The 14,277-nt window shown below is 42.3% G+C and carries 14 protein-coding genes; all 14 read left to right on the top strand.

The genetic code is table 11. From position 1 onward, the window contains the following. Positions 1–18 precede the first annotated feature (18 nt). The 14 genes from AO498_RS09845 (at position 19) to AO498_RS09780 (ending at position 14,269) form a co-directional block, all read left to right on the top strand. Positions 19–873 (top strand): alpha/beta fold hydrolase, encoded by an 855-nt coding sequence (locus tag AO498_RS09845; RefSeq protein ID WP_067546729.1) that lies wholly within the window; start codon positions 19–21, stop codon positions 871–873. Beyond that, on the top strand, positions 870–1,382 hold the full coding sequence (locus tag AO498_RS09840; protein ID WP_157883972.1) for an RNA polymerase sigma factor: 513 nt from the start codon (positions 870–872) through the stop codon (positions 1,380–1,382). Before AO498_RS09845 ends, AO498_RS09840 begins: the two co-directional genes overlap by 4 nt. Then, complete coding sequence (locus AO498_RS09835; protein WP_067546723.1) at positions 1,372–1,959, top strand: hypothetical protein; 588 nt, start codon at positions 1,372–1,374, stop codon at positions 1,957–1,959. Before AO498_RS09840 ends, AO498_RS09835 begins: the two co-directional genes overlap by 11 nt. An 81-nt stretch (positions 1,960–2,040) precedes the next feature. After that, positions 2,041–3,078, top strand: a complete 1,038-nt coding sequence (locus AO498_RS09830; RefSeq protein ID WP_067546720.1) for a S66 peptidase family protein — start codon at positions 2,041–2,043, stop codon at positions 3,076–3,078. Positions 3,079–3,160: 82 nt separating this feature from the next. Further along, positions 3,161–3,853 (top strand): SGNH/GDSL hydrolase family protein, encoded by a 693-nt coding sequence (locus AO498_RS09825; RefSeq protein WP_082792216.1) that lies wholly within the window; start codon positions 3,161–3,163, stop codon positions 3,851–3,853. A 128-nt stretch (positions 3,854–3,981) separates the two neighbouring features. Further along, a complete protein-coding gene (locus AO498_RS09820) occupies positions 3,982–4,668 on the top strand; it encodes an META domain-containing protein (RefSeq protein ID WP_148660217.1) in 687 nt (228 codons plus the stop codon). Between the two features lies 1 nt (position 4,669). Next, positions 4,670–5,341, top strand: a complete 672-nt coding sequence (locus tag AO498_RS09815; RefSeq protein WP_067546712.1) for a hypothetical protein — start codon at positions 4,670–4,672, stop codon at positions 5,339–5,341. A 107-nt stretch (positions 5,342–5,448) separates the two neighbouring features. After that, complete coding sequence (locus AO498_RS09810; RefSeq protein ID WP_067546710.1) at positions 5,449–6,060, top strand: fumarylacetoacetate hydrolase family protein; 612 nt, start codon at positions 5,449–5,451, stop codon at positions 6,058–6,060. Then, complete coding sequence (locus AO498_RS09805; protein ID WP_067550403.1) at positions 6,047–7,924, top strand: M23 family metallopeptidase; 1,878 nt, start codon at positions 6,047–6,049, stop codon at positions 7,922–7,924. The genes AO498_RS09810 and AO498_RS09805 overlap by 14 nt, the downstream gene beginning before the upstream one ends. Before the next feature lie 24 nt (positions 7,925–7,948). Further along, a complete protein-coding gene (bcp, locus tag AO498_RS09800) occupies positions 7,949–8,398 on the top strand; it encodes a thioredoxin-dependent thiol peroxidase (protein ID WP_067546707.1) in 450 nt (149 codons plus the stop codon). 9 nt (positions 8,399–8,407) lie between these two features. Further along, a complete protein-coding gene (locus tag AO498_RS09795) occupies positions 8,408–9,259 on the top strand; it encodes a transketolase (RefSeq protein WP_067546704.1) in 852 nt (283 codons plus the stop codon). A 25-nt stretch (positions 9,260–9,284) separates the two neighbouring features. Then, positions 9,285–10,247 (top strand): transketolase family protein, encoded by a 963-nt coding sequence (locus AO498_RS09790; RefSeq protein WP_067546701.1) that lies wholly within the window; start codon positions 9,285–9,287, stop codon positions 10,245–10,247. A 140-nt stretch (positions 10,248–10,387) separates the two neighbouring features. Beyond that, entirely contained in the window at positions 10,388–10,936 is a 549-nt protein-coding gene (locus AO498_RS09785; protein ID WP_148660216.1) for a GNAT family N-acetyltransferase, read from the top strand. Between the two features lie 111 nt (positions 10,937–11,047). Then, complete coding sequence (locus AO498_RS09780) at positions 11,048–14,269, top strand: S41 family peptidase (RefSeq protein ID WP_067546694.1); 3,222 nt, start codon at positions 11,048–11,050, stop codon at positions 14,267–14,269. The last annotated feature ends 8 nt before the right edge of the window (positions 14,270–14,277 follow it).

Below are 14,277 nucleotides of genomic sequence, written 5' to 3'. Positions count from 1 at the left end.
GAAGAAAAAAGCAAAACCATGAAAAAGCTAATTCTTCTTTTTGCATTCATTTTTGGGAGTTTATCGCTGGCTTATTCCCAACAGCTCCAAGCAGATATCACTGGAAAAGGTCCGAAAATTATTCTTATCCCAGGTCTGGCATCTTCTGGGGAAGTATGGCAGGAAACGGCATCCTTTCTTTCCAAAAATTACGAATGCCATGTTCTTACCCTTCCTGGATTTGGTGCGAATGCCGCAATGGACCTTTCCGAAGGATTTTTGGTGACGATGGAAAAGTTGCTGACTGACTACATTGAAGAACAATCTGAACCAGTTATTTTAATTGGACATAGCCTGGGAGGATTTCTATCACTTCGACTTTCCAAAAGCATTCCTGATCGCATTCATAAGGCTATCATTGTAGATTCTTTTCCCTTTTATTCGGCAGCATTCAATCCTGCAGCTACGCCAGAAAACATGAAAGGAATGGCAAATCAGATGAAAGAATTAATGCTTGCTCAAAGCCCAGAGCAATTTCGTGCACAGCAGCAAGCAAGTATGCCGATGATGACCATTAATTCTGAAAAACTCCCCATTGCGGTAGAATGGTCTGTGCAAAGTGATAGAACCACGATAGCCCAGGCGCTTTATGAATTGATGATTACAGACTTTAGAAAAGAATTGGAAGTGGTAAAAACTCCAATTCTAGTCCTAGGGGCATGGGCTTCTGGCAAAAACTATGGATTAACTTTGGAAAGCGTGGGAAAATCTTTTGCAGAGCAGTATCGATTGGCAGAAAACCTCCAAATTGAAATGGCTCCTACTGCCCACCATTTTATTATGTGGGACAATCCGGAATGGTTTATGGAAAAAGTAAGCGCTTTTCTTCAATGAAATCGAAACGAGAACTTGATTTTGAATTCATATACAAATCCCATAAGGACAAAATCTACCGACTCTGCTTAGGTTTCGTGAGTGACAAGGATCAATCCAAGGATCTTTTTCAAGAGATCCTCATCAAAATCTGGAGACACTTAGACAGCTTTAAGGGCCAAAGCGAAATCAGTACATGGGTATATAGGATTGCGTATAACACAGCAATCACATTTGCGACTCAACAGAAAAAAAGGGAAGATCAAAAGGTAGAATTTCCTGAAAATCTTGATTTGGCTGAACCTGATTCCGGAAAGCCCGAACAAGAAATCCAGCTTCAGCGACTTTATCAAGCAATAACGGAACTGAATGAATTGGACAGAATTATCGCCACGCTATTACTTGAAGGTACAGCCTACAAAACCATTGCTGAGATTAGTGGCATTTCTGAAAACTACGTCGCAGTAAAAGTAAACCGGATCAAAACCCATCTTTCACAAAAACTCAATCCAAGTCAAAATGGAAAGTAATTTCAACGATATACAACAACTTTGGCAAAGCCAAAAGGCGAGCGACTTTGATTTGAATAAGTTGATTGGACAAATGAAAGCCATCGAAAAAAGGCAGAAAATAGAATGGGTAGTAGGTCTTGTTTGCACTCCTATTACCGTCCTAATCTTAGTTTTTGTCCTTCCTCTCAAGGGCAGTCTCTTGGGGACTCTAACCCTGCTCCTCATTGGAGGAGCAATGGCTTGGGTAATTTGGCTAAACAGCAGATCCGTCTTACGACAAGTGGAAAACGCCGAACTTTACAATCAGCGAAACTATCTGGAAGATCAACTTAGAAAACTCAATCTGCGGGGTCAAATCATCAAGAAGCACATGATTACTTATGGAATTATTCTGGCAATCGCTATCAATTTGGGGTATTTGGCTGTTTTGAGCCCATTATCATTTCAGGTAAGATTTGCCTCACATGCAGGAGCTACCATTTTTATTGCTGTTCTCATGTGGTTTACCTTGAAGAAGAAGATCAAGAAATTTGAATTAGAATCCCGACCCATGATCAAGCAATTAGAAAAAATGCTCGATGATCTGGAACAATGAATGGAAACCCTGTTTTTTACAGGGTTTTTCTTTTAGTAGGATTTAGAAAAAGCGAGTAATTTGACGTCAAATTCAACCGAAATGAACAAACGAACATTTCTAAAATCACTTGGGCTAGCAGCCACCTCTGCCTCTTTCATGGGATTCGATTTCCCTATCGCTCCATTTGCTACATCTCTATTGCCAAAAAGCATCCAAAAAGGAGACACCATCGGAATCATTTCCCCTTCAGCTGCAACCACCGATCGAATGGAATTTACTTACGCACGTGAAGCTATGGAAGCCCTTGGATTTAAAGTGAAGCTTGGAAAAAATTTAACCAATCGTTTTGGACATTTGGCTGGAACTGATGAAGAGCGCGCAGCAGATCTGAATCAAATGTTTGGAGATCAAGAGGTCAAAGCGATCATCTGCATTCGCGGTGGATCTGGAGCTTCCAGAATTCTTCCGCTGATAGATTATGAATTAATTAAAGCCAATCCAAAGCCCTTGATGGGTTATTCAGACATTACTGCTTTGCATTGTGCACTTCAAAGTCAAACTGGCTTGATTAGTTTCCACGGCCCGAATGGATCAGGAAGCTGGAATAGTTTTAATGTCCGACAGTTTGAACAAATCTTCTTCAAAAAGGAATTACCGACTTTTAAAAATGAAGGAGGAAAGGGAGATGAATTGGTGCTAAAAGCCAATCGAATCCAAACTTTGACTCCAGGGATTGCTGAGGGAAAAATCCTAGGAGGAAACTTGACTGTGCTATCCGCATTATCGGGAACACCTTATTATCCAGATTTCCAAGATGCGATTTTGTTTATTGAGGATATTGGAGAAGATCCTTATCGAATCGACCGCATGATGAGTACACTTCAACTTAACGGCACCTTAGGAAAGATCAAAGGATTTATTTTCGGACAATGCAATGATTGTAAACCTGGAGGTGGTTATGGAAGTCTTTCAGTCGATCAAATCATGGATCAATACATCCTTCCGCTCCAAATCCCCGCTTACACAGGCGCAATGATTGGCCATATTCCTCGTCAGTTTATCGTTCCAGTTGGAGCAAAAGTGAGAATGAATGCTAATGAGGGAACATTCACTTTACTCGAATCAATATTTAAATAAAGCCAAAAAGAAACCAGTGGGATTGCCAAACAATTGTTTCTCAAATTAGATCTTCTACTAAAATCAAGCTTTCAATTCAGCCATGTCCATTTCCCTGATTTCATTTATCTCTTCCCTGTTTTTAGTAACTCTATGTAATCCTGAAGAACCCATGGAACTCAAAACCATCAATTATCTAGCCCTTGGAGACAGTTATACAATAGGAGAAGGTGTAGAAGAAAAAGACCGGTACCCCAATCAGCTGGTAGACAAAATGAATACGAGCGGAAACCTATTTTTCTACCCTGCGACAATTATTGCAAAAACAGGCTGGACAGTAGATGAATTGGATGCAGGTATCAATGCCCGACAACCTTCCGAAAAAGGATATGATTTGGTAACACTGCTGATTGGTGTTAATAATCAATACCGAGGGAGACCGGTAGAAGAATATGAAAAGGATTTTGAGGCGATGCTTAATCGAGCCATAGGTTTTGCCAGAGGAAAAAATGATCGAGTCATAGTTCTTTCGATTCCAGATTGGGCGGTTACGGGATTTGCAAAGGCAAGGAATACCGATCAAAAGAAAGTAGGCGCTGAAATCGATGCCTACAATGCAGCTAAAAAGGCAATTTGTGCCAAGCACCAGGTCACTTTCATAGATATCACTGAGGAATACCGAATCATAGGTGGTCAGCCCGAAATGATGGCCTCAGACAGACTGCACCCTTCTGGACTAGTGTATGAGAAATGGACAAATGAGTTGGTAAAAGCGGTAAAAGAAATTCAATTTTGATAAAAACGCATCTAGAAGAACCCAGCGCATTTTGATTAAAAATCCGAGAATTTTTCTCGGATTTTGCATTTTCAGTAAATCCGATTTTGGAGGGAAAAATTTAAATTTAGATTCAAACTTCTTGAGCGATGAAAAGAACTTTACACTTTTTGTTTAGCGCAATAATTTTCTGTTCCATGATTTCTTGTGGAGAAAATGAAAAGCCTGCTGGTGAAGAGGAGATTTTTTGGATTCATAGCTATCCAATGGTATGCAATCTTAACCTTCCTAACTCGAACCTTTGTTTGGGAATTTCAAGAACCGCAGAACCAGAATTTGACTTTTCGGCATTGGAAAGAATCCCTGCAGAAATTGAAGGATTCACCTTAAAGCCTTACACGGTTCAGCAAATCAAAGTTTTGAAAATCACTCAAACGAATCAGGAAGAGCCGGTTCGAAAACTCATCGAAATCTTAGCAGAGGAAAAAGACTACTATGAGTTGTTGGAGGGAACATGGGAAGTCAAATCCCATTTAGGGGAAAGTTTACCAAATGCCAATTTCCCTGATGGACAGACGGTCTATCTTACTCCACCGATCAAAAGAACCGCCAATTCGACAGATGGATGCAATTCAATTTCCTTAGAAATCAGAAAAGTTGGACCTGACCAGATCCAATCCTTTGGGGGTATGATGACTACTGCAATGGCATGCATTGACAAAACACCCATCAGTCCTTTTCCCGGCCTTGGAAACAAGTTTAAACGGGAGGGTAACACCCTTACTTTTTACACAGATAAGCCAGGAGAAGAAACTATCTGGGTGAAAAAACACTGAGATGAGAAAACTGCTCCTTTTGATTATTTCAGTTCTACAGTTCAACTCCTGTATTCTTATAGAGGGACCAGAAAAAGTAATTTGGATTTATCCGTACAAGCTAAACGGACCTATATCCAGTAGTGTGGAAGAAGGGGTTTTCTTCCTTATTTCTGATTCACAAGAGTTAAACTATTTGCCAAAATCCTGGATAAGGATGGAGCAAGATTTTGAGATTAAAGGGTTTGATTTTGAAGAAGGGTACTTTTACCAATTGGAGGTACAGGATAAAAACAAAAATCAGGGTAGAACCTTTGTATTGAAATCCATCCTCCAAAAACAAAAAGATTACACTTACAGACTGCATGGAAAATGGATGAGTATTCCTACTCAAGTTCTTGGGTCTTTTGAGTTGAATATTTCCAAGTATTCCAGAATTTCAAGCATGCCCAGCTGTTTTTTGATCGAAAGTTCACTCGGAGAGGTTGGTGAAAAGAAGATCCAACTGTTTACAAACCCGATTTCAGGATTATTTTCTTGCGGCAAGCCTGCCCCTTGGGACCCTCAACCAACTGGCCCAAGTCCTTTATCACTATTACCTCAAGCGACAGAATATAAAGTAAGGCCTGATGGATTATTGGAATTATTTGATGCCCAGGAGAATCTCCTTGTCCAATTCCAAAAATCCGAGTAAAAATCTCTTTTATACATCCTTTTTGACCTCTTTTTGTAAAGGATATCCTTATTTTCACGACTGGAAATCGAATCAGATTTTACAGCCCAGAAAAGCGCCAAAATCCTATGAAAATCATCTGCATCGGTCGAAATTATGCGGCCCATATCGAAGAACTCAAAAATGAAAAGCCTGGAAAACCAGTCGTATTTCTTAAACCGGATACCGCTTTGTTGAAAGGTGGAGCGCCATTCTTTTATCCCGATTTTTCCGAAAATATTCATCACGAAGTCGAACTAGTTCTCAAAGTTTCTAAGGAAGGCAAATACATCCAGCCTCAATTTGCACATCGGTATTTTGAGGAAATCGGCCTCGGAATCGACTTTACTGCACGCGATCTACAAGATCAATGCAAGGCAAAAGGTCTTCCATGGGAAATTGCCAAAGCGTTCAACGGTTCGGCACCGATTGGAGATTTCAAGTCGGTTTCAGCTTTTTCTGACCTCAAAGACATCGACTTTCACTTAGAAATCAACGGAGAACTCAAGCAAAAAGGAAACACCAGCCTGATGCTCTTTGACTTCGCCACGATCATCGCCTACGTTTCCCAATTTTTCACCCTGAAAAAAGGAGATTTGATCTATACCGGAACACCAGCCGGAGTCGGTCCTGTGAAAATTGGCGATCATTTAGTGGGATACATTGGAAATGAAAAAATGCTCGATTTTGAAGTCAAATAAGCTTTCCATTCTTCTATTTCTTTTTGGTCTTTTACTTTTCTCGGAGATTTCTGCACAAGAAATCGAAAAAGGCTATTTCCGATCTCCTGTCAAGCCAGGGGGAAGAAATTACCTATCTGGAAACTTCTCCGAATTACGTCCTAACCATTTTCACACAGGCTTGGATTACAAGTTTGGCGGAGTAGAGGGCGAGCCCATCTACGCCGCTGCCGACGGATGGGTTCATCGAATCAAAATCTCCTCATTTGGCTATGGAAATGTGATTTACCTCAAGCATCCCAATGGCAATATCACTTTGTATGGTCATTTGAGAAATTTCGTCCCAAGGCTACATGACTGGATGATCCAAAAAATGTATGAAGCCGAACAAAATGAACTTGAAGTAATGCCTGGGGTGGGTGAACTTCCTGTCAAAAAAGGAGAACTAATCGCATATGGAGGAAACACCGGAAGCTCAGGTGGACCACATTTGCACTTTGAAATACGGGATAGTTTGGATCGTGCCATGGATCCGCTCAAAGCTGGGTTTCCCGAGATTTTGGACAATATCCCTCCTACTCCTCAGAAAATAGCCATCGTTCCTTTGGAACTGGACAGCCGTGTTAATGGGAAATTCCAACGAATCGAACTTACCCCTGTGCTAAGTGGTTCGAGTTATCGAATTCCTGAAACGATTCGAGTGAGTGGAAAAGTAGGGCTAGAAATCCAGAGCTATGACAAATTGGATGGCGCCGAAAATCAAAATGGTTTTCCAAAATTTGAGGTTTCCGATGAAAATGGACCTCTTTTCAGCCTGGTCGTAAATCGAGTAGATTTTAATTTTACAAGGCATTTTCTACTTCATACCCATCAAAACCGATTCACACGACTGTACCATCAACCTGATTTAAAGTTTGACTTTTTCACTCCAAATACTCCAGGAACTGGTGCCTTCCAAGTCGAATCCGGTCAAAAGAAAAACATACAGCTCCGGCTGACTGATGCCTACAATAATGCCAGACTTGTCAATCTCACTTTGACCGGTGTGGATTTAGATTCCACCATTACCGATGGCGCAGGTCCTGTTTCTCCACAGGTGACTTATTACAAAGGCATCATGAAAATTAAGGTGAAGCAAGGAGATAAAGGGGGACTAGCACAATTCTTTATTGGGTCACAGGCTTATGAAATTATGCCAGCCTATCAGGACAGCCAGAGTCGGACTTACCTTTGGGATTTACGTTTTGGAATCCCGAGCAAAATCGACCTTTGTACCGAAATCTATTACCCGGATCTTATCGGACATTTTCCAGTGGGAAAAGAACATCTCCATGCCACTGAAAAGCTGACGATTAAAACGGAAGCAAACAGTCTATTAGAAGATTTATACCTCAGAGTTTCTAATTCGGGAACTGCTTCAGCTCCAGTATTGAAACTTCAAGAAACTACCGAATACCTCTGGAATCCAATCGAAGTGCTTTGGAATGTTTCTGGATTTACGGGTGACCAAACCAAAACCCATGTCTATCAGCGCGCCGCAAATGGAGCAAGATCATTTGTAGGAGGTACTTGGGAAAATGGTCAAATCCGATTCAAAACCAGAAATTTTGGTAGTTTTGTTTTGGCAGAAGACAATGTCAAGCCAACCATTACTCCCATCAGAGTTAACGCCCAAGGGATGAGATTTACGATCAAAGATAACCTTTCGGGAATCCGTAGTTTTGAAGCTTGGGTGGATGGAAAATGGGTACTATTGAGATACGAACACAAACAGGCCGTCATTTGGTCTGAAACAAAAGCTAAACAACCGTTGAAAGGAGCGGTTTTATTGAAGGTCACGGATATGGCAGGAAACGTTGCTGAATACCGAACGACCATTTCATAATTGTTCCATTCAAACCAATACATTATGTCACTAGAAGTTGGCCAAATGGCCCCAAATTTCGAAGCAAAAATTGAAACAGGAGAAACGATCAAACTTTCCGATTACAGTGGAAAAAAGGTGGTCCTCTACTTTTACCCAAAAGACGCAACTCCTGGATGTACTGCTCAGGCCTGTAACTTAAGAGACAACTACGATGCCTTGCTCAAGGCTGGTTACGTCGTCTTAGGGATCAGTTCTGACGATGAAAAATCGCACAAAAAATTTATTGAAAAGCAAAACCTCCCCTTCCCACTGATTGCCGATACGGACTTAAAAGTGCACGAAGCCTATGGCACTTGGGTCGAGAAATCCATGTATGGACGAAAATACATGGGTACAGCCCGGACCACTTTCGTGATCGATGAGCAGGGGAAAATTGCCGAGGTGATCGAAAAAGTCGACACCAAAAACCACACTGCTCAAATACTCAAATAAACCTAGCTAATGGAAAAACAATCAATTGAACAACTCCAAAAAGTCTGCACACAGCTACGCCGAGATGTGCTGAGAATGGTTCACGCCGTTCAATCCGGCCACCCCGGAGCACCACTTGGCTGCGCCGAATTTTTCGTCGCTTTATATTTTGATCAACTCCATCACAATCCAGATTTCAAAATGGATGGCGCTGGTGAAGATCTATTCTTCCTTTCCAATGGTCACCTTTCTGCAGGTTGGTATTCTGTCCTAGCTCGAAGCGGATATTTCCCAGTAGAGGAACTGAAAACCTTCCGAAAATTGAATTCAAGACTTCAGGGTCACCCTGCTACCCATGAGCATTTGCCAGGTATCCGAGTGGCTTCTGGTTCTTTGGGCCAGGGACTTTCTGTTGCCTTAGGAGCTGCACAAGCTAAAAAACTAAACGGAGACGATCGTTTGGTTTACATCCTCATGGGTGACGGTGAACTTCAAGAAGGTCAAGTTTGGGAAGCTGCGATGTATGCTGCGCACTATGGAGTGGACAATTTGATTGCCACGGTAGATTACAACGGTCAGCAAATTGACGGTCCTACCTCAAAGGTTATGGACTTGAAAAATTTGAAAGCTAAGTGGGAAGCCTTTGGTTGGGAAGTGATCGAAACCAAAAATGGAAACGACATGAAATCGGTCATTGAAGGCTTGGAGCTTGCAAAATCACTTGCCGGAAAAGGAAAACCAGTAATGAATTTACTTTATACCGAGATGGGCTATGGGGTGGATTTCATGGTTGGCACACACAAGTGGCATGGTTCCCCTCCAAACGACGAGCAATTGGCGAAGGCATTGGGCCAATTGGAAGAAACTCTCGGCGATTATTGATTCCCTTATCCCAAAAGACACGAAGATGAGCTTAGACTTAAAATTTACCTATACAGAAAAAAAAGATACCCGCTCCGGATTCGGTGACGGTTTCCTGGAAGCAGGAAGAAAAAATCCAAACGTAGTCGGACTTTGCGCGGATCTAATCGGATCCTTGAAAATGGGAGATTTTCAAAAAGAATTCCCCGAGCGTTTTTTCCAAACTGGAATCGCGGAAGCTAATATGATTGGCCTTGCTGCAGGGATGACTTTAAATGGAAAAATTCCATTCGCAGGTACTTTCGCCAATTTTGCGACTGGTCGCGTCTATGACCAAATCCGTCAATCCGTTGCCTATTCAGACAAAAACGTGAAAATCTGTGCTTCTCACGCAGGTTTGACGCTTGGAGAAGATGGTGCCACGCATCAAATATTGGAAGACCTCGGCATGATGAAAATGCTTCCAAATATGACCGTGATCAACCCATGTGACTACAATCAAACCAAGGCAGCAACCTTGGCCATCGCAGAATACGAAGGTCCGGTTTACCTCAGATTTGGACGACCAAGCTGGCCAATCTTCACTCCTGCAGATCAGAAATTTGAAATTGGAAAAGCTTGGAAAATGATCGATGGCAAGGATGTGACCATTTTTGCTACAGGTCATTTGGTTTGGGAAGCTGTAGTGGCTGAGGCTATGCTTCGGGAAGAAGGCATTTATGCTGAAGTGATCAACATCCACACCATCAAACCATTGGATGAAGAAGCTATTTTGGAATCCGTGAAAAAGACAGGTTGCGCGGTATCCGCTGAAGAGCACCAAATCAACGGTGGCCTTGGAGACAGTATCGCACAAACCTTAATTAGACACAATCCAGCTCCTCTCGAATATGTGGGGGTAAATGATAGCTTCGGTGAATCAGGTACGCCAACCCAATTGCTGGAAAAGTACGGTCTGAATGCCGAAAACATCGTAAAGGCTGCAAAAAGAGCTTTAGCTAGAAAGTAAAAATTCAAAATAAACACCTAAAACCACAGACCAAAAGTCTGTGGTTTTTTCTTTTTGGACCCTTTTTAAAAAATTTCTAATCCTAATTATTGAACCAAACCAAAGACCTTGGATCGGTTACTTTTCCTTATTTTTCGAGCATGAATCCTGCCATTTCTCTCTCCGATCAACTTAGCCTAATCCGAATAAAACCAGAAGATCAGCCTCAACTTTTTGATCTGATGAATGAAGTCTACCGAGCGAGTTATCGCTATATCTGGCATGATGAAGGGGATTGGTATGTGGATCTGATTTATCGACCTGAAACTGTACTCAAAGAGCTTTCGCGAAGTCGCTCTCATTACTTTTTTGTGGAGTGGAAAGATGAAAAACTCGGAATTTTGAAGTATGATTTCCCATTTTCTCCAAGGGAAGTAGAAATCCCAAATTCCATGAAACTTCACAGGCTTTACCTCCATCCTAATGCCCACGGAACTGGTATCGGAAAACTACTCATAGATCATTGCATCTTAATAGCTAAGGAAAACCAGCTCGAATCCATTTGGCTTGAAGCCATGGAGTGTCAAGCACAAGCGATGCGTTTTTACCAAAAACTTGGATTCCAAAAAGTACTGACCTATACCTTAGGTTTCGAACAGATGATCCCGGATTACCGGCAAATCCAAATTATGAAATTGTCCCTGTCCTAAAATTTTTAAACGGGGACGAGCATAGACAATAGCTTAATTTGTTTTTGACCATCGGTTAGTGATCTGTTTTGGTTTCGATTAACTTTCGCTAAACCCAAATTTCTTTTGCTTATGAACAAACTCCTCACGCTGATTTTGGCTTCGGGGATGGGTATTTCAGCCTTTGGTCAAGGCACCCAACTCCTCCGCCAACCTACCCTAAGCCAGACTGAAATCGTCTTTGTGTATGCCAATGACCTTTGGAAAGTTTCCAAAGCAGGAGGCCAAGCGATTCGGCTCACCTCCAATGAAGGTGAAGAAACGTTACCACATTTTTCTCCTGACGGAAAGTTTATCGCATTTACCGGAGAATACGATGGAAATGTGGATGTCTACTTGATTCCAGCTTCGGGAGGTGAACCTCAACGCCTTACTTGGCATCCAGGAGCAGATTTGGTTACTGGATGGTCACCCGATGGAAATTACATCACATTCACCTCCGGTAGAGAAGGTCATAATACGCAAGAGTCAAAATTCTTTCAAATCTCGAAAAACGGAGGGATGCCCTCACCCATGGCAATTCCACGTGCTGTCAATGGGGAAATTTCTCCTGACGGAAAACATATCGCTTACCAGCAAATTTCATTTTGGGATCCAGAGTGGAGAAACCATAGAGGTGGACAAGCCAAACCGATTTGGATAGTAGACTTGAAGGATTATTCCCTTCAAATGACTCCGCAACCCGATAATGAGCGGCATACGGATCCTGTTTGGTTGGGAAATAAAGTGTTTTACATTTCCGAACGAGATTACCTAGCTAATCTTTGGTCCTACGATCCTGCTACCGGAAAAGACAAGCAGGAAACTTTCCTGAAGGATTTTGATATCAAAAGCATAGACTCCAATGGAGAGGAAATCATCTTGGAGCAAGGTGGCTACCTTCACTTATATAACCCAAGTACGGGAACGCTCAGCAAACTTAGCATTGAGGTTCAAGGTGACTTTCATTGGGCAAGAGAGCGATGGGTGGACGTACGCGGAAATGATCTGAGCAATCCTCAACTTTCCCCAACCGGACAGCGGGCTATCTTTGAGTATCGAGGTGAAATCTTGAGCTTTCCAAAAGAAAATGGCGCGGGTAGAAATCTAAGCAACTCTTCCAAATCTGCAGAACGCGCACCAGTTTGGTCACCAGACGGAAAGCAAATCGCCTATTTCTCGGACAAAAGTGGAGAATATGAGCTGATCATTGCTGACCAAGATGGAAGTGTTCAAAAGACTATTTCGCTGCCAGACCCAAGCTTTTTCTTTAAGCCGGAATGGTCACCCAATGGCACCCACATTGCCTTTACTGACACGGATTACAACATTTGGGTGGTAAATGTGACTTCCGGCCAAGGTAAAATTGTAGAAACGGACCGATTTGCACATCCCAACCGAAGTATGAATCCGGTATGGTCTCCGGATGGAAAGTGGATAGCTTACTCCAGACTCATGGACAATCAGTTTAAATCCATTTTTGTCCTTAACGTAGAGGCCAATCAAAAAATCCAAATCAGCAATCAACTCGCCGATGCTATTTCTCCAGTTTGGGATGAAAGTGGCAAGTACCTGTATTTCTTGGCGAGTACAGACTTTGGTTTGAACACCGGTTGGCTAGATATGAGTAGCTACGACCGACCGATTACACGAAGTCTCTATTTAGCAATATTGAATACTAACGATGCCTCCCCCCTTCTTCCACTTAGTGACGAAGAAAATCTTCCAAAAGAGGAGAAAAAAACAGAGGGGGCAGGATCAGTAAAAATTGATGCAGAGGGGATTCAAAATAGAATTATCGCAATTGATATCCCTTCAAGAAACTATTCCGGTCTGGCAGCCGGTCCGGAGGGGATGATTTTTTACATGGAAGAAATCCCAAATGAAGGTACTGCACTCAAAAAATATGATCTGAAGAAACGGAAATCTGAGGACTTTATGTCAAGAGTAAATCAGGTTGTGATTTCGAAAGATCGAAAATCCATGTTGTACCAAAGCAATGGTACCTGGGGAATCACCGAAACCAGCGGATCTAATAAAAAAGCGGGAGATGGGGCGATAAAAGCTATTTCATCCATGAAAGTCAAAGTCAATCCTCGGGAGGAATGGCAGCAGATTTATCGTGAAGGCTGGAGATATCAGCGAGATTTTCTGTACGTAGACAATGTCCATGGAGCACCTTGGAACGAAATCTATACTTGGTATAAGCCTTGGGTAGACCATGTAAGACATCGAAGCGACATGAATTACATCATCGATATTCTAGGAGGCGAAGTGGCCGTGGGACATAGTTATACGCGAGGAGGTGATTTTCCTGACGTCAAAACCGTATCCATCGGTTTACTTGGCGCTGATTACGAGGTAGTAAATGGACACTATAGAATTAAAAAAATATACAATGGGGAGAGTTGGAATCCGACGCTAAAAGCTCCTTTAGCTCAGCCTGGTGCTCAAGCTAAAGTTGGAGAATATATCGTTGGCGTAAATGGAAAAGCGATTTCAGCCAATTCTAACTTGTACACGTATTTCGAAGGTTTAGCTAATCAGCCGACCAAAATCCATCTTAATACTAAGCCAGGACTTGAAGGTGCTCGAGTAATTCAAGTAGTCCCAGTTGCTAGCGAAAATCAACTCCGAATGATGGATTGGGTAGAAGGAAACCGAAGAAAGGTTGATGAACTTTCCAAGGGGCAACTTGCCTATGTTTACATTCCAAATACCGGTCAACCTGGATATACGTATTTCAATCGCTACTATTTTGCGCAGCAAGATAAAAAGGGAGCCATCATTGATGAGCGAAACAACGGAGGAGGCTCTGCCGCCGACTACATGGTAGATATTATGGCGAGAGAACTTCATGGTTATTTTAACTCTAGAGCCAATGATCACAAGCCATTTACCACCCCGATGTCTGGGATTTGGGGACCAAAAGTCATGCTTATTAATGAGCGAGCCGGATCCGGAGGAGACCTTCTCCCCTATCTTTTCCATAAAATGAAGATTGGACCACTTATCGGCACCAAAACTTGGGGAGGACTCGTGGGAACTTGGGATACTCCTCCTTTTGTGGACGGTGGACGAATGGTAGCTCCAAGAGGCGGATTCTTTGATATCAATGGAGAATGGGCAGTAGAAGGCGTAGGGATCTCCCCTGATATTGCGGTGGAACAAACACCGAAAGATGTTATCGAAGGCCGAGACCCACAATTGGAACGTGCAGTCAAAGAAGCACTGGACCGAATGGCCACCGAAGGAGTACAACTTAAACCTGAACCAGCTCCTCCAATTCGATATTTCCGACCTAAAGCAAATTAAGTACCTAC

The sequence above is a fragment of the Algoriphagus sanaruensis genome, from assembly GCF_001593605.1.
In the GTDB taxonomy this organism is placed as follows: domain Bacteria; phylum Bacteroidota; class Bacteroidia; order Cytophagales; family Cyclobacteriaceae; genus Algoriphagus; species Algoriphagus sanaruensis.
The sequence above is the reverse complement of the archived record's forward strand: the minus strand, read 5'-3'. Positions and strand labels throughout refer to the sequence as shown.

What these genes read in the sequence shown, in the direction of transcription:
- AO498_RS09845 (WP_067546729.1), top strand. Translation starts at nt 19, where the DNA reads ATGAAAAAGCTAATTCTTCTTTTTGCATTCATTTTTGGGAGTTTATCG.
- AO498_RS09840 (WP_157883972.1), top strand. Translation starts at nt 870, where the DNA reads ATGAAATCGAAACGAGAACTTGATTTTGAATTCATATACAAATCCCAT.
- AO498_RS09835 (WP_067546723.1), top strand. Translation starts at nt 1,372, where the DNA reads ATGGAAAGTAATTTCAACGATATACAACAACTTTGGCAAAGCCAAAAG.
- AO498_RS09830 (WP_067546720.1), top strand. Translation starts at nt 2,041, where the DNA reads ATGAACAAACGAACATTTCTAAAATCACTTGGGCTAGCAGCCACCTCT.
- AO498_RS09825 (WP_082792216.1), top strand. Translation starts at nt 3,161, where the DNA reads ATGTCCATTTCCCTGATTTCATTTATCTCTTCCCTGTTTTTAGTAACT.
- AO498_RS09820 (WP_148660217.1), top strand. Translation starts at nt 3,982, where the DNA reads ATGAAAAGAACTTTACACTTTTTGTTTAGCGCAATAATTTTCTGTTCC.
- AO498_RS09815 (WP_067546712.1), top strand. Translation starts at nt 4,670, where the DNA reads ATGAGAAAACTGCTCCTTTTGATTATTTCAGTTCTACAGTTCAACTCC.
- AO498_RS09810 (WP_067546710.1), top strand. Translation starts at nt 5,449, where the DNA reads ATGAAAATCATCTGCATCGGTCGAAATTATGCGGCCCATATCGAAGAA.
- bcp (WP_067546707.1), top strand. Translation starts at nt 7,949, where the DNA reads ATGTCACTAGAAGTTGGCCAAATGGCCCCAAATTTCGAAGCAAAAATT.
- AO498_RS09795 (WP_067546704.1), top strand. Translation starts at nt 8,408, where the DNA reads ATGGAAAAACAATCAATTGAACAACTCCAAAAAGTCTGCACACAGCTA.
- AO498_RS09790 (WP_067546701.1), top strand. Translation starts at nt 9,285, where the DNA reads ATGAGCTTAGACTTAAAATTTACCTATACAGAAAAAAAAGATACCCGC.
- AO498_RS09785 (WP_148660216.1), top strand. Translation starts at nt 10,388, where the DNA reads ATGAATCCTGCCATTTCTCTCTCCGATCAACTTAGCCTAATCCGAATA.
- AO498_RS09780 (WP_067546694.1), top strand. Translation starts at nt 11,048, where the DNA reads ATGAACAAACTCCTCACGCTGATTTTGGCTTCGGGGATGGGTATTTCA.